Here is a 14,792-nt window from a genome sequence, read left to right on the forward strand (position 1 = left end):
TCATGACATTGTCTGACTCTGTTTTACTAGGTATAATTGAAGGTTTTACCGAATTTCTTCCCATATCTTCAACCGGTCATCTGATTGTAGCGAGTCAATTTTTGGGCATAGACCAGACAAATGTCACCAAAGCGTATGAAGTCATCATCCAGTTTGCAGCCATTTTGGCTGTTGTTCTCAACTACAGAGAAAAATTTACATTTAAACATATTTCTTTATGGACAAAAGTTTTGCTTGCCTTTTTGCCTATCGGTATTGTCGGTTTCATTTTTTCACATCAGATCAAAGCACTTTTCAGTATCAATATTGTTGCGATTATGTTTATCATAGGCGGAATTATATTTTTAATTGTCGAAAAGTTTTATATTCCCAAAGAAAAAAAACTTACAGAAGATGTCGAAGATGTTACACTCAGGCAGTCTTTGTGGATCGGTATTGCGCAGATTTTTGCACTCATCCCCGGAACTTCACGTGCGGGAGCCACCATTATCGGAGCACTTTTAGTCGGTTTGGACAGAAAAGCCAGTGCGGAGTTTAGTTTTTTGCTTGCTTTTCCTGTCATGGGTGCTGTCAGCGGATACGACCTGCTTAAACATTACCATGAATTTTCCTCTGCAAACATCGAGGCTTTGGCTGTCGGCTTTTTTGTTGCTTTTGTTGTTGCCTATCTGACAATCAAGCTATTTTTGAAATTTTTGGAAAAATTCACCTTTGTTGCCTTTGGTGTATACAGAATTCTTTTTGGTGTGATACTTTTAACGCTATTTAACTAATGGCACACTTTTTGCTATAACTCTTTTGTTAGACATTTTAAATCTACAAGGAGATATCATGCAAAGAATCAGCAGATACAGCGATCGCTTACATGTATTACTCAGCAAATTAGAAAAAACCTTCTATCTGGCAAGCCGTAAGTTCTTATAGACTTTTTAAAATTTTACCCGCCAGTTTTAAAGCCTGGGAGCGGTGAGAAAGCTCTTTTTTGACTTTTTCATCCAACTCGCCCAGTGTTTTTTCATAACCGAGCGGTACAAACATCGGGTCATATCCAAAACCGCCTTCCCCTTTTGCCTCAGTCAAAGCCTCTCCGTGCATCCATCCGTGTACTGTTTTTTCAATCCCTTTTGTCACAATGGCAATGGCTGCCGTATAGTGTGCAGGAGAGCTCGTCACACCTTTTGCTTTGATATCCTGCATAAGCTTTTGCAGATTCTCTTTGTCATCTGCCCCTTCTCCTGTGTATCTGGCACTGTAAATTCCCGGTGCCCCTTCGAGCACATCCACACTTATGCCACTGTCATCAGCCAGTACAATTGCATTTTCATCACCCAGGGCCTTGTAAACCGCACGCGCTTTAATCAGTGCATTCTCCTGAAATGTATCGGCATCTTCTATGATTTCAAAAGCATCGATTAAATCTGTATAGGGCACTACTTCATATTCACTGCAAAGTTCTTTGATCTCTCTGACTTTTCCCTTGTTTGATGTTGCTAAAACCAGTTTTTTCAATTTTATTCCTTAAATTATCTTTTAATTTATATTATTTATCTTTTGCAAATCATTTATAAATCATAGTTGTTCTATAATTACAAAATTATACACTAAATTACAAAAGGATTTATATGTTTAAAAAAGTTTTACCTCTCTCCAGTATTCTTTTTCTCAGATTTTTAGGACTTTTTCTCGTTTTACCGGTTCTTTCCGTTTATGCTCTTGACCTGGAAGGAGCCACGCCTTTTCTTGTCGGTGTTGTTGTCGGTGGCTATGCCCTGACACAAGCTGTTTTTCAGGTTCCTTTTGGAAGCATGAGTGACAAAATCGGAAGAAAACCGACAATACTCTTCGGTCTGCTCATCTTTTTGGTCGGTTCACTTATCTGTGCCTACTCAACAGATATATATACCTTGATGATTGGACGTTTTTTACAAGGTGCAGGCGCTATCGGTTCTGTTGTTACGGCAATGATTGCCGACCTGGTTGAAGAGAAGCAGCGTGGTCATGCAATGGCAATCATGGGCGGTTTTATCGCTATGAGTTTTGCCGCTGCTATGGCACTCGGTCCGGTTATTGCCGCAGAATTCGGCATCAGTGTTATCTTTGTTATTACGGCAATTTTATCACTTGTTGCTATTGTTATTCTGTTTACAAAGGTACCGACACCGCCAAAGATAAAACACATCTACCACGGAAAAACCAAAACAGCAGACATTTTAAAAGATCCGAATCTCTTAAGTATGATTATCATCAATGCCATGCAAAAAGGTCTGATGACTGCCGCGTTTGTCATCATTCCCGTCTTTTTGACCAAACCGGAATACGGTTTTGGCTGGGAAAAGAGTGATCTGTGGATGGTCTATGTACCTGCCATGATTGCAGGACTTGTTGCGATGGGACCGGCTGCTGTATTTGGAGAAAAAAGAAACATTCCAAAACAGATCTTTTTAGTCTCTATCGTACTGTTTATCGCTTCCTTTGTGATGATGGGAACAACCTCATCGAGTGCTGTTTTTGTTACTGCCGTTATCTTCTTTTTTGTGGCCTTTAACATGATGGAACCGCTTGTGCAGTCTATGATCAGCAAGTTTGCAAAAGTACACCAAAAGGGTGCCGCTTTGGGTATAGCAAACTCTGCGGCATATTTTGCAACCTTTTTGGGCGGTACCTTTGCAGGACTCTACCTTGATGCCAGTTCCAGAGAGACTTTGGGACTTACCATCGGTGCCATTGGTCTTTTATGGCTTATATGGACACTCTTGAAGATGAAAAATCCTACAAGATATTCTCATTTGATTATTCCCCAGAATGAAGTGGACTTTGATAAACTCAATGCCCTGGAAAGCGAACATATTGCGGAGTGGTTCATCAATGAAACAGAGCATGTCGTCGTCATAAAATATGCAACGGAAAAACTCGAAGAAGAGACACTCAAAGCGCAGATAATTAAATAATACTTGACCTATATCATCTTCTAAAGAATAAGAATAAGTTAGAATAATCAAAAAGGGATTTGCCTATGCGATTATTCTTCTTATCAGTCACGCTTGTTTTGAGCCTGCTGAGTACAACCGGATGTGAAAAAAAGTCTGCCGTGCAGGCTCACGAAGTCCATTTTGACAGAGATATGTGTGCACGCTGTGCAATGGTTATCAGTGACCGGAAAAACACAGTCCAGGTCATCAACCCCTCAAACGGAAAATATTACCCATTTGATGACATAGGCTGTATGGTTCTTTGGTTTCATGATGAACAGATTCCCTGGAAAGACAAAGCTGTTATCTGGGTGACAGATGCAAAAACAGGAAAATGGATCAATGCCAGAACCGCCTACTATGACACTGAAAACATCACCCCGATGGCATACGGATTTTCTGCTCATGCTTCCAAAAATGATATAGCCAAAGATCAGGAGATTATAGATTTCAATGAAGTGCTCAGACGTGTCAAAAAGATCGGAAGATAGGTTTTTTGTCCTCCATAATTAAATCCGGTTCTATAAAAGGGGCTAGTTTAAGCAAAAAATCAAGCAGACTCATCACCGGAGCCGCATAAAAGAACTTGACTTTATGGTTCTCCTGCCACAGCAGATCAGCATGCTGATAAACACGGTAGGGAGTATCACCGATTCCGTCACCGTTTGCATCAAAACCGTCATATCTGTCCCAGTAATTATACTCCACCACATTCGAAGCATCAAAATCACCTCCGATATCTTTGAGAACATCATCAATATTTCCAAAAAATTTGTTATGCACAATCGTGTTGTCTCTGATGGAGGCATGAAAATGCAGTGCTTCGGCATTATAGGCTATTTCATTGTTTCTAAAGAAGCGTTTCATTCCCCGTGCTTTTTCAGCCCCTTGAATATAGATACCTTTGGCATTGTAACGCACACTGTTGCCTGTAAATACAAAATCAGAGACATCTCCTATCATGACACCGATACCTGCGGCTCCAGTGGAACTGTAAATTTTGTTTGCAAGAACCTTTGTCTCTTTTACCCCCATAAACATCATGCCTACGGAGTTGTACATGTAACGGTTGTGTTGCAACACATTTGCATTGCTTAATTCCAAATGTGTTGCAAATCTGTTGTGTGTAAAGGTATTGTCCTGCAAAAGATTATGGTGTGAGTAGTTCAGGGTTACATCTCTGGTGTGGTGGATGCTGTTGCCTCTGATGGTATTATAATGGGAATAATAGAGTTTCAGTCCATTCCCGCGAAGGGCAATGTCATTTTTTGCCACTGTAATATCATTATGCAAAATGGAACTCCGCTCTACTCTGTCCATGTCAATTCCATATAAAACATTTTGCACTCTGCAATTGCTGATCTCGCAATGTTTTACCTGTTTCAGGGCAACAGCAGCATCAATTTTTTGCATATTTTTTCCGCTGTTGCTGATAAGAAGATTTTTTAGACAGACTCTCGAACTGTGTATGGTGATGACCGAAGCATTTCCATCGCCCCTAATTTCGACATCTTCCCCAATTCCAACAAGTGTAACAGGTTTGTCAATGACAAGATTGCCATAATATATGCCGTTATGCAGCTTGATGACAGCATCCGGTTTGGCTTTGTTCAGAGCATCCTGCAAAGGATTTGCAAACAAAGAAGAGACAAAAGCCAGGAAAAATATACTAATAAAATTTATGAATCTCTTCCATAATGTTTGCAAACTCTATACTCTCACCTTTTTCTTTTAAAAATGCAACAAGGTACTTTTCACTTGCGGCAATTCCCTCTTTTTTTTCAATTTCCAAAAGTTTGGCATAGAGATCTGCCAAAATCTCTATCACATGCCTCGAAATTTTTTTTCGTGAAGCATGGTAGCCTATAATTTTCCCCGTGTCTGTGTCTTTTCTGATTTCAAACTCGGTAAATATCCAATAATAGCGCCCGTCTTTTGCCAAATTTTTCACAACGGCATTAATGTTTTTTCCCTGCTGAATAGTCTCCCATAAAAGTTTAAAGACCACTTTTGGCATATCAGGATGGCGGACTATACTGTGAGGCTGTCCTATAAGTTCTTCTTGTGTATATCCTGAAACTTCGCAAAAATAGTCATTGGCAAAAGTAATCTTGCCTTTTTCATCTGTTTCACTGACAATATATCTTTTTGGATCCAGTACAATCTCTTCGTCTTTTGGTATGGGTTTTTTCATTTTTCTCTCCTACAGGCTGTCGTTGAGCCAGTTAATAAGTCCTCTATTAATCTCTCTAAAACCTAAAATGCGTTTTCCTTTATGCCTTTTTGCAAACTCTTCTGCTCTTTTGTACGAGTCAAAGGGTACGAGGTCATCACCCAAAGGAGAGGTCGTATCGCTTCCGTACACATAAAAAGCCCCCTTGGCTTTGATGGGTTCTGCCGTTGCAAAATCAGTCACATAAATGTTTTTGAAATCACTCTCGTGTCTGATATTGTATTCCGGCCATGCGGCAGGTCTGAAATAAAATTCAAACATGGATTTTGGAGAAACAAAAAATATTTTCTTTCCGTTTGCCAGCTCTATCTTCGCGACCCATGTCGAATATTTATAGACTTTCATCTGTCTTATCAACCCTGTCGTATTTTTGTCATAATTCATCTCATACGAAAACAACAGCGTTGCAAACAGGATCATACTCATAATTTTTTTCATAACAGCTCCTAGACCAAATCTTTTTTCTCAAATATTTTATATCCGAGATACGCAAACCCAATCCCCAAAACAAGAGGATACCCAATCGCAAGCAGCACAAAAGTTGTCTGACTTACAGAGTCAAGTATATAATAGGCAACCGGACCCATCACTGTCAACTGTGGATCAAACAGTGATATGGCTGCCACCCGGAAAATCTCCATAGGGTTTAACAGCGCTATGGTGATAATCAAACCTTCACTAAAACGTTCCTGCATCATCAGTGAAATAAGAGCAATGTCTATAAATGCCAGTAAAAATATCCAGATAAAAAAGGCAATCCCCAAAGCCACTTCGGACGACTTTACAAAAGAGGAGATAAAAAAGGCAATACCAAGAAATGTGGCACTCATCGCAAACAAAAGTCCGGTATACAAAAAGAAAATACCCCAGGGAATTTCGGCTCCCTTAAAAGCACCGTAGACAACGGCAATCACCATCGCAAAAACAACAGGCAGATAGACGGTAATAAACCGCCCAATAATCTTCCCCCAGTAATACTGTTTCAAAGAGATAGGAAAAGAGAGCATATACTCCAAAATATGACTGTCTCTGTCCCCCGAAATTGAACGAACCGTCGTAATTAAAATAAATATAGGCAAAATAACAATTGTTATCTGAATATACATTAACAGCAGACGGCTCAGCCCGCTAAAACCCATTACCTGCGATTCGGTAACACCTGCAATAAAAAACAGAGCAATCAGCCCGCCAAACACAAGCGAATAGACTAAAAACCATTTCGCCCGGATTGACTCTTTTAAGTCCAGGTATGCAATTAAATATAAATTTTTCATTTAAAATCTCTCATCTGATACAATTTTTCCCATATCCATATAGATCTGCCTGTTGACCAACTCCTGTACCTCTTCAAGCCTGTGCGTTACAAAGAGCAAAACCTTCTCCTGCTCGTTTTGCTTGAGCAGTCTGTAAAAATCATCTCTGGCTTTTGGATCAAGGTTTGCCGTCGGTTCATCATAAATGATAATGTCACTCTTTTTTGCCAAAGAGATTGCGATAAGAAGCTTCTGTTTCATTCCTCCGCTGAGCTTGAAAAATGATTTGTTCAAATTGGCATTTATGTCGAGTTTCATTTCATTTGCATAATGTTTCACCAACTCTTTGTCCACCTCGGCACTCACACAGACATACTGAATCAGTTCGTCAATACTGAGCTTGATAGGCGGCGGAAGCTGCGGCACAAAACTGATATGGGACAAAACATCGACTCTCTTTTTTACAGGATTCAACCCGTTAATCAGCACCTCTCCGGCATCAGGATGGTAGTACCCCAAAATCGAACGGATGAGTGTTGTTTTTCCTGCACCGTTTGCGCCCATAAGTGCTATGGACTCGTTTTTTCTAAATTCACAGCTGACATTGTCAAGAGAAATGTTCTGTCCGAATTTTTTTGTTACATGGGATATCTGAATCATAATTTACACCAAACTTTTTAATCGAAAATCGAAATTGAGCGCATCTTCATGGCAAACATCTATGCATCTTCCGCATAAAGTACAGTCCGCACCCGTAATGTACTCTCTTGTGATGCCCTCTTCTTCTCTTTGTTTGTCATATTTTGCTTTTGTAATTTCCAAAACCTGATTTTCAAAACAGACATCATGGCAGACCATACAGTGATCACAGTTGTCATTCCATTCGACGCGTAATGCGGAGACTTTTCCTATCATGCCGTAGGTTGTGCCTATCGGACAGATATATGTACACCAGGCGCGTGAAAAAAAGACCTCAAAAGCAAGCACCACCAAAACCCAGACGAGTGCCAGACTCCAGCCGTACGCAATTGCACGGGAGAGTATTCCTACAACATTAAAGGTTTCAAAAACAAGATAGCCGCTTGTAAATGAGAGTATAAGAAAAATTACCCAAAAAGCATAACGGATTCGATGGTCAAACCTTCTCTCTTTTATAATTTTTTTTGTGCACCAGCGTATCATGCCACTTTTCGCCTATTTCACTCAATATTCCATATGGACAGACCCAGGCACAATAGCTCCTGCCCCCAACCAAAATATAAAAAAGCACAATTGTACTGACACCGATAATGATGTTTATATGCAAATGGTGTTCTGCCATCAACATCTCTAAAGTTGTAAAAGGATCAATCAGATGAAAGCCTAAAAAACGTGAACCGTTTAATGTTCCTTCGAGCATTTGAATATCCACAGCAAAAGATAAAAAGAACATCAGATGAATTACTATGACAAGAATCCATCTTTTGGCTCTGTAGCTCAGAACCTTTTTTCCCTCTTTTGTCGTGTTGTAGAATGTTGACCAGAAAGTTGTTCTTTTTATCGTCTCTCTATTATGATACTTATCCATTTTTATTCCTGTTTCACTGCTTGTGCTCTTGCCGGAAACTCACCTATTTCATTGGCAAACCTGCGTAAATCCTCTTGTGTCATATGAATTAAAAGCCCTTTCATCACCAGGTTTTCTTTTCTTCCCGATTTAAAGTCTTCAAGTTTTTTATAAATTGTCTCTGCACTTTGTCCAAAGAGCTTCGGTCCCATCAGTTTTTTTCCATACTGCATACCGCTGCCGTCTACACCGTGACAGGAAGCACATTTGCTTTTGTATGCATCACTTACTTTAAAACCTGCAACATTCCCGGCCTTTTCCCGCAGTGCGCTTAATGCTTCGTTCTCTTTTTCTCTGTCACTCTTTTCCTGCGGTTGGCTCTCTTGCACAGCAGCTGTTCTGTTGCCGATATCTGCAATAATTTTTCCATGTTCGCCTCCGTTGTATGCCCCTCCGTTCATAGCCGTCCATGCCATCAGCCCAAAAATCACCAAGGTTAAAATTCCTACTGTTATATTTTTCATTCTCTGCCCCTCATCTTGTTAATCTCTTTGTTAAAGGCATATATTTCATCTGCCATAGCTCTAATCTGTTCGTCACTCATCATCTGGATAAGATCATTCATCAAAGGATTGGACTTCTTCCCGGTTTTAAAATCCTGAATTCTATTGTATATATAGTCCGCTTTTCTCTCCAGGAGCGACGGCCCGATAACCCCGTTTGCATAATCATTGTGACAAGGTGCACACCTGACAATAAAGTTTTTGCTTAGTTTTTTTACCAGCATCGTGACCTGAATCTGTTCATAAGGGCTGCGTACATGTAAATTGGCATCAATGTCTGTGCGTTTTTTTGTATTGACTTCCTGCACACTCTCTTTCTCTCCGTAATCATAATAAAACGAGTTATTCTGTGTTTTTCCATTTTCCTGCCGGGCCACTTTCACCGCATGCGCATTTTTATTTTCAACTATTTCAATCTTTGGACTGCTCTTTTGATTTTTAGCAGACACAGATTGCTCTTTTTGTGATCTGTCCTCTTTTGAGTCACTGCATGCGCTTAAAAGTGTCAGCAAGACCAACGACGAAGTAAGAACAAAACCCTTCATACTCTTTTTTCTTTTATCTGTTTTCATGGGATTTCCTATGTTGTTTTTTCATAATACTGCTCGTATGTTACTCTTGGTTTGACGACTATCGAAGGTTTTTGCGTCGGGCAGACCTCCTGACAGGCTCCGCATCCTATACACCCGTCATATATTTCGGGGCGCTTCCCTCCCTGCGCATCCGGAACCATGGCGATGGCACTTAAAGGATTGGGAACCGGGCACATATCGGCACACAGCGTACACTCTTTCCCCTCGTACCCGTCAAATTTTTCAAGAAGCTGCAACTCCTGACTTGTCACATTGTTGACAGAGGCGGTAAAGGCTTTCATCTTGTCATTGTAGCCTTTTGGTACCGGAGTATTTGTCATTGCCAGACAGGTATCCGGAAATTCCAGTACGGCAACTCCCATCTGAATATCTTCGGGTTTTGAGCAACTGTGGTCCAAAGCACCACTTGGACAGGCCAGCACACAGGGAACGGCATCACAGGCATAGCATCCTCGGATATTTGCATCTATGTAAGGCGTCCCCTCGCCTGCTCCCTTGGTAATATCTGCCAGTTCTATAGAGTGGTACGGGCATACCTGCAGACACTGCCCGCATTTAATACATAAACCTAAAAACTCTTTTTCAGGAACCGCCCCCGGCGGACGAAGCCGATTTTCTTTTGCCTGTAAATACGGGCTGAAAACAATACCTCCTCCAAGAACCAGTCCCAAAACACCCAATGTAGAGTATTTTATAAATTCTCTTCTGTCTGTTTTTACTTGCTTTGCCATAGTGTTCCTTTTTTGTTAACTTGAGTCATAATGGTTTTACCACTCTAGGTTTTTTGTCTTCCATCAAAAAAAGCGGTTTCGTAAAAGGTGCCAGTTTTGCCAAAAAATTAAGAAGTGAGATAACCGGTGAAGCATAAAAAAACTTCACATTAGAGTTATAAACCCATAGTTGGTCAGCATACTGATACACTTTGTGCGGTGTATCGCCTATGCCGTCGTGATTTTTATCAAAACCTTCATATTTGTCCCAGTAATTTCCCGATATCTCATTTTCATTTGTCTTGCTGCCTCTGCTGTCATTGACGATATCCTCTATATTTCCCTGTATGATATTGTTTTTAATAATATTATTCTCACTGAGCGAGTGAAAATGCATTGCCTCTGCATTGTACAAAATCTTATTGTCCACTATTGTATTGTGTGTTCCAGGCTCAAAAGGGGATCTGTCTATATAAAGTCCCTGCGCACAGTAGATGACAGTATTGTCTTTTATCGTAAAATTGGAGGCATCTTTTAAGCCTATGCCCATTCCTGTGGCACCCTGAGAGCTTTTAATCACATTGCCCACAGCTATGGAGTCTTGCGAATACATAAAAAATATACCCACAGAATTGAGTTCGTAGTAATTGTTTTTTATAATATTTTTCCCCGCATACATAAAATGCAAAGAGTATCTGCCGTCTTTTCCAAAGTTCTCCTCAATCAGATTTCCGTGAGAATACCAGACAACCATATCCCGTGATTTGATCAGTCTGTTGCCCCGGACAATATTGTCATTGGAATACCACAGCTTTAAGCCATCTCCTCTGAGCCCCAAAGCAAAAGGTTTTGAACTGATAGTGTTGTTTTGGATGATAGAGTTGTTAACCATTTGCAGATCGATGCCAAACAGACAGTTTTTGATTGTACAGTTGCTTATCTCACACTGTTTGGACTCACTCATTGCAATGGCTGCATCAACATTCTCATGCCTGTCTCCACTGTTGATGATTGTTAAATTTTTCAATGTCACATAGGAGCTTTTGCTTGTTATAACCGTCCCGTTGTTTTCTCCGTCTATAATCACGCCCTCTTCCTGTCCTATAATAGAGAGCGGTTTGTTAATGACAACAGATCCTTTGTATATACCTTTTGGAAGTTTCAGAATTGAGCCTGCAGGAGCTTTGTCTATAGCCTCTTGCAGAATATTTGCATTTAATCCGTTACAATACAAAAACAATACAAATATTCTTAGAAGCATTTTATTTCTCTTCCATCTCTTTAAAAGCTTTCTGTTTTGCAAAGAAAGCTAAAATACTGAAAAAACTGATAAGCAACAGCATGTAAAAACCGATAGTTGGATAGGAGTGTGTCGTAAACTGCGCTATTTTTCCGTCACCAAAAACAGTCGGCATAAAAGGTTTGATTTTAAAAGCGCCCCAGTCATGCAAACTGTGACCAAAATGGTACAGCCAGTAGGAGTAGTCCGCTATAAATATAAGAGGCAGCGCGGCAGGAATCAACATAATATAGTTAAAGATTTTTTTATCATAGGCTATAAACAAAATAATTCCCAAAGAAAGAAATAAAAGAGCATAAATTCCGATTGCACGTTCTATATGACCGCCTGCCCACATAGGGTCCATACCCACATAGTGGTTGATTGTGTTCATTTCATGTACTTCTCCGCTGTATCCGTCAAAATGAAAAAAGACAGGTATTCCCTCTGGAAACGCTTCTTTCGGATAATTTGGAGCTTCGAGAGAAACTGCCCAGATAGGCAGAGATGCCGGACCGATTTCAGCCCCTTCTTCTATCATCTTCTCTAAATTGTTACGGGCGTCTTTGGGTGTTGCAACGCTTTTATATCTTCCTTTGTTATATAGATTCCATACACTTTTACTGACCGATGAGACTTCATTTGCCTTTCCTTCTTCTATCTTATTCAAGGTTCCGTGAAAAGCTATCATTGGCAGTGTAAATGAAAATGTTAAAATCAGTAAAGCTATTGTGGCAAATATTTTCGCTTTTATGAGACTTGGATGCATATTTTATTCCTTTCATACGCTTTTGTATATATTTATAAGTGATTATAAACTTAAATATAGACTTAGTTAATTGTATCTAATTGTTTGGGGTAAATTTAATGATATATATCAATTTTTCATTGTGGAGGAGGAAAAAAGTATTCCTCCTCCCTGTTGACATACTGTTGTGTTTAGAACAGATTTGCATTCTCATCGACCCATTTCAGGTATTCAATGATATTTTTGACTTCTTCTTCACTCATATGCTGATTTGGCATTTTTAGATTAAAATAATCTATCATGCTTTTCACATACGGATCATTATATTTTGAAGCAGGGTTCATGATAAAATCTTTTACCCATTTTTCAGCATTTTCATGACGGAGTAAAACACCTGTGAGGTCTGGTCCCGAAGATACTTTACCGATAACGTGACAACCGCCACATCCGCCTTCGCCAAATGCCCGTTCACCCGCCGCCGCTGCAGGAGACTGTTTTGTTGCAACTTTTTTCACCAACAGATCTTTGGCACGAATACCGACATCTGCCGTCTTGACCATATACTGCCAAATCATATTTTCAAAAAGAATTGCTTTTTCGTAATCACCTTTTTTGACTGCTTCGTCAGCTTTTTTCTTCTGCTCAGCAATTTTTCCGTACTGGTCAAGTGCATCTTCTACAAGTGCTTTGACTGTAGGATATTTTTCGTAATGGTTTTCCTTTAAAAATTTCACAACGGACTGAATAACCGCATCTGTTGCATTGTTCACAGCTACAGTTTTTTCATACTCCGCTTTCAACTCGGCTTTAGACATTTTTTTCATCTTAAGTTTTTGTGCGCTGACATATTTCTTGTTTGGATCTTTGACCATCAGATAACCCATCATTTCTAAGTGAAGGGCAGAACAAAACTCTGTACAGTAGTAAGGGAAGACACCCTCTCTGTCCGCTTTGAATTTAAGTTCTACAGTCTCTCCAGGTTCCAATGATCCGTGCACATTGTAGTTATCCACTGTAAAACCGTGTGTCTCATCTTCTGCTCTTTCAAGATTTGTCAGATAAAAGATTACAGTATCTCCTTTGTTCACAGTAACCCGTTCAGGATTAATATGCGAACGCACCAATGTGCCGTAAATATATACTTTATTGCCTTTTCTTACAATTTTTTCCTGTCCTGCAAGCGTTTTTCCTACATGCATTTTACCCGTTTTCGGATTTGTACCCATTTTGTAACGTACTTCAGGATGCAGTTTACTCGCACGAATTGCAACAGCCTGGTGCGGTTCACCCAACGGAATCGGCATATCATACAAAAGATCCATTTTCTTTCCGCGAATATCAATCAACTGATGATTTTGCGGATGCAAAGGACCAACCGGATTAAATCTGTCAATAGCAAGTTTGTTTAAAGAAATAACATACTCTCCCTGCGGATCAGCCGATTTTCCTTCCATACTACACAGGTGACCGACGTTATAATGGACATTCACCTTATCAAGCACTTTCAATGTTTTGTAGTTCCATTTCACAATTTGTGAATCCACATACAGCGATGTATAAATTTCACCGTTTTTCCAGTCTTTACCATACTGGTTGTGCAATGGCCCCAGTCCCAGCTCAACTTGACCGTGTAAAGATTTTTTCATATCCAGAATAGGAATTCCGTAAGGATCTTTTCCCGCATATTCATGGTTATCAATCAGTTTTTTGATTTTACTCCATTTAAAAACAGAAGCATGTGTATCAAGTTTTCCACAGATAGTGATGTATTCACCATCAGGAGAGACATCAACACCATGCGGAGATTTTGGTTCAGGAATCAAAAAAAGCGCATTGTTTGCAACGGCTACACTCATAGGAATAACTTTCATTCCGTTGACAACTTTTACATTTTTTTTGTTTTTTGAGAGTTGATAGAGCTTTTTCCAATTGTATACATGTAAAAAGTCAGTATCATTTCTACTCATACCTGCCTCAAACGGTGGCATTCCGACTTCTATACCGCCTGTGTACATCTCTGTATTGAAAGAGTTTGTAAAACCCCATCCAAAAGAGGCGCCTTTTCCGGCATCACTCAAATCCTGCATATAAGGAGGCATCTCAATCGTAAATGAATCTTTTGGTTTGATACGACCGATTTTTGGATCAAAACTCCATACAGTCACACCGCCTCGATATGTCTCTTTATACTCTTCTATCGGATGATAGTTATTGTCATACGGCGCAGCGTACTGACATGCTTCTAAAATATGTTTTGAGTTTGGCGTGAAAAAAGAGCCGCCGTGTTCTGATTTGAAAACGGGATTCACAACAATCTGTTTGGTTTCAAAATCGTTTAAATCAATCACAGCCAGACGAGGATTTGCCTTATCGTTGATAATAAGCCATTTTCCGTCATACACCCCTTTTGTCTCAGAGAGTGCCGGGTGGTGTGTGTCTCCCCAGGTGATTGATTTTCCCCGGATTTTTCCCTGTGCCAGGATTTTTTTGGAATCCTCGTCATATCCGTATCCCTGCCATGGTTCCGGCGTAAATACGGCAATATATTTTAATATTTTCATAGATGGAACACCGTAGACAATTATCTGTCCGGACTGTCCACCAGAACTAAATACAATAAATTCATCTCTGCCACCGCTTGGTGTGTATGTTTTTGCAGCATGAATAATATCGTTTTCCGTAAGTCCCCTTGCCTTCATTACTTTTTGCAGTTCACCGCCGATAGCTGCCGATGCAACAGTCGCCATCAGTGAAGTGCCTAAAATAAGTGAAGTCAGCTTACTTAAATGAGTAGCCATTGTATTCTCCTTTTTTTTCATTTTGAGAGATTTTCCCAAATGATAGAAAAATCTTAATACACAAAGGCATCTAATAATTTGACCTTGGTCAAATTATAGA

15 protein-coding genes and 1 pseudogene are annotated in these 14,792 nt (G+C 39.9%); 3 read left to right on the forward strand and 13 right to left on the reverse strand.

Annotation, left to right across the window (positions count from 1 at the left end):
• The first annotated feature begins 2 nt into the window (after positions 1 to 2).
• The gene (locus FJR45_RS11290) at positions 3 to 773 is read left to right on the forward strand and encodes an undecaprenyl-diphosphate phosphatase (protein ID WP_193150617.1); all 771 of its coding nucleotides are present in this window, start codon (positions 3 to 5) and stop codon (positions 771 to 773) included.
• A gap of 145 nt (positions 774 to 918) precedes the next feature.
• Here the strand turns inward: FJR45_RS11290 and rdgB are convergent, their stop codons facing one another.
• Complete coding sequence (gene rdgB / locus FJR45_RS11295) at positions 919 to 1,509, reverse strand: RdgB/HAM1 family non-canonical purine NTP pyrophosphatase (RefSeq protein ID WP_193150618.1); 591 nt, start codon at positions 1,507 to 1,509, stop codon at positions 919 to 921.
• A 113-nt stretch (positions 1,510 to 1,622) separates the two neighbouring features.
• On the opposite strand from rdgB, the gene FJR45_RS11300 reads away from it, so the two are divergent.
• Complete coding sequence (locus tag FJR45_RS11300; protein WP_193150619.1) at positions 1,623 to 2,948, forward strand: MFS transporter; 1,326 nt, start codon at positions 1,623 to 1,625, stop codon at positions 2,946 to 2,948.
• Positions 2,949 to 3,013: 65 nt separating this feature from the next.
• The gene (locus FJR45_RS11305) at positions 3,014 to 3,460 is read left to right on the forward strand and encodes a hypothetical protein (protein WP_193150620.1); all 447 of its coding nucleotides are present in this window, start codon (positions 3,014 to 3,016) and stop codon (positions 3,458 to 3,460) included.
• On the opposite strand, the gene nosD is transcribed toward FJR45_RS11305, so the two are convergent.
• From nosD to nosZ, 12 genes and pseudogenes are all read right to left on the reverse strand, one after another.
• Entirely contained in the window at positions 3,441 to 4,676 is a 1,236-nt protein-coding gene (gene nosD, locus FJR45_RS11310; protein WP_226966428.1) for a nitrous oxide reductase family maturation protein NosD, read from the reverse strand. The two genes, FJR45_RS11305 and nosD, sit on opposite strands and share 20 nt — an antisense overlap.
• Complete coding sequence (locus tag FJR45_RS11315; RefSeq protein WP_193150621.1) at positions 4,639 to 5,163, reverse strand: PAS domain-containing protein; 525 nt, start codon at positions 5,161 to 5,163, stop codon at positions 4,639 to 4,641. The genes nosD and FJR45_RS11315 overlap by 38 nt, the downstream gene beginning before the upstream one ends.
• 9 nt (positions 5,164 to 5,172) lie before the next feature.
• Positions 5,173 to 5,640 carry a nitrous oxide reductase accessory protein NosL gene (locus FJR45_RS11320; RefSeq protein ID WP_193150622.1) on the reverse strand — a complete coding sequence of 156 codons (468 nt, stop codon included), beginning with the start codon at positions 5,638 to 5,640 and terminating at the stop codon, positions 5,173 to 5,175.
• A gap of 8 nt (positions 5,641 to 5,648) precedes the next feature.
• Positions 5,649 to 6,476, reverse strand: coding sequence for an ABC transporter permease (locus tag FJR45_RS11325; RefSeq protein WP_151899403.1), 828 nt, complete (start codon positions 6,474 to 6,476; stop codon positions 5,649 to 5,651).
• On the reverse strand, positions 6,477 to 7,115 hold the full coding sequence (locus FJR45_RS11330; RefSeq protein ID WP_193150623.1) for an ABC transporter ATP-binding protein: 639 nt from the start codon (positions 7,113 to 7,115) through the stop codon (positions 6,477 to 6,479). It lies immediately after the preceding gene.
• 3 nt (positions 7,116 to 7,118) lie between these two features.
• Positions 7,119 to 8,022, reverse strand: a pseudogene (locus FJR45_RS11335) (NapH/MauN family ferredoxin-type protein).
• A 2-nt stretch (positions 8,023 to 8,024) separates the two neighbouring features.
• Positions 8,025 to 8,525 carry a c-type cytochrome gene (locus FJR45_RS11340; RefSeq protein ID WP_193150624.1) on the reverse strand — a complete coding sequence of 167 codons (501 nt, stop codon included), beginning with the start codon at positions 8,523 to 8,525 and terminating at the stop codon, positions 8,025 to 8,027.
• The gene (locus FJR45_RS11345) at positions 8,522 to 9,136 is read right to left on the reverse strand and encodes a c-type cytochrome (protein WP_226966429.1); all 615 of its coding nucleotides are present in this window, start codon (positions 9,134 to 9,136) and stop codon (positions 8,522 to 8,524) included. The genes FJR45_RS11340 and FJR45_RS11345 overlap by 4 nt, the downstream gene beginning before the upstream one ends.
• An 8-nt stretch (positions 9,137 to 9,144) precedes the next feature.
• Entirely contained in the window at positions 9,145 to 9,888 is a 744-nt protein-coding gene (locus FJR45_RS11350; RefSeq protein WP_193150625.1) for a 4Fe-4S dicluster domain-containing protein, read from the reverse strand.
• Positions 9,889 to 9,913: 25 nt separating this feature from the next.
• Positions 9,914 to 11,128, reverse strand: coding sequence for a nitrous oxide reductase family maturation protein NosD (locus FJR45_RS11355; RefSeq protein ID WP_193150626.1), 1,215 nt, complete (start codon positions 11,126 to 11,128; stop codon positions 9,914 to 9,916).
• A gap of 1 nt (position 11,129) precedes the next feature.
• Positions 11,130 to 11,915 carry a cytochrome C gene (locus tag FJR45_RS11360; protein ID WP_151899397.1) on the reverse strand — a complete coding sequence of 262 codons (786 nt, stop codon included), beginning with the start codon at positions 11,913 to 11,915 and terminating at the stop codon, positions 11,130 to 11,132.
• 170 nt (positions 11,916 to 12,085) lie between these two features.
• Positions 12,086 to 14,692 carry a Sec-dependent nitrous-oxide reductase gene (gene nosZ, locus FJR45_RS11365; protein ID WP_193150627.1) on the reverse strand — a complete coding sequence of 869 codons (2,607 nt, stop codon included), beginning with the start codon at positions 14,690 to 14,692 and terminating at the stop codon, positions 12,086 to 12,088.
• Between the last annotated feature and the right edge of the window lie 100 nt (positions 14,693 to 14,792).

It is taken from the genome of Sulfurimonas sediminis, assembly GCF_014905115.1.
In the GTDB taxonomy this organism is placed as follows: domain Bacteria; phylum Campylobacterota; class Campylobacteria; order Campylobacterales; family Sulfurimonadaceae; genus Sulfurimonas; species Sulfurimonas sediminis.

Excerpts from the sequence above, each read along its gene's own strand:
- FJR45_RS11290 (WP_193150617.1), top strand. The coding sequence starts at position 3 with ATGACATTGTCTGACTCTGTTTTACTAGGTATAATTGAAGGTTTTACC.
- FJR45_RS11300 (WP_193150619.1), top strand. The coding sequence starts at position 1,623 with ATGTTTAAAAAAGTTTTACCTCTCTCCAGTATTCTTTTTCTCAGATTT.
- FJR45_RS11305 (WP_193150620.1), top strand. The coding sequence starts at position 3,014 with ATGCGATTATTCTTCTTATCAGTCACGCTTGTTTTGAGCCTGCTGAGT.
- FJR45_RS11315 (WP_193150621.1), bottom strand. The coding sequence starts at position 5,163 with ATGAAAAAACCCATACCAAAAGACGAAGAGATTGTACTGGATCCAAAA.
- FJR45_RS11320 (WP_193150622.1), bottom strand. The coding sequence starts at position 5,640 with ATGAAAAAAATTATGAGTATGATCCTGTTTGCAACGCTGTTGTTTTCG.
- FJR45_RS11325 (WP_151899403.1), bottom strand. The coding sequence starts at position 6,476 with ATGAAAAATTTATATTTAATTGCATACCTGGACTTAAAAGAGTCAATC.
- FJR45_RS11330 (WP_193150623.1), bottom strand. The coding sequence starts at position 7,115 with ATGATTCAGATATCCCATGTAACAAAAAAATTCGGACAGAACATTTCT.
- FJR45_RS11340 (WP_193150624.1), bottom strand. The coding sequence starts at position 8,525 with ATGAAAAATATAACAGTAGGAATTTTAACCTTGGTGATTTTTGGGCTG.
- FJR45_RS11345 (WP_226966429.1), bottom strand. The coding sequence starts at position 9,136 with ATGAAAACAGATAAAAGAAAAAAGAGTATGAAGGGTTTTGTTCTTACT.
- FJR45_RS11350 (WP_193150625.1), bottom strand. The coding sequence starts at position 9,888 with ATGGCAAAGCAAGTAAAAACAGACAGAAGAGAATTTATAAAATACTCT.
- FJR45_RS11355 (WP_193150626.1), bottom strand. The coding sequence starts at position 11,128 with ATGCTTCTAAGAATATTTGTATTGTTTTTGTATTGTAACGGATTAAAT.
- FJR45_RS11360 (WP_151899397.1), bottom strand. The coding sequence starts at position 11,915 with ATGCATCCAAGTCTCATAAAAGCGAAAATATTTGCCACAATAGCTTTA.
- nosZ (WP_193150627.1), bottom strand. The coding sequence starts at position 14,692 with ATGGCTACTCATTTAAGTAAGCTGACTTCACTTATTTTAGGCACTTCA.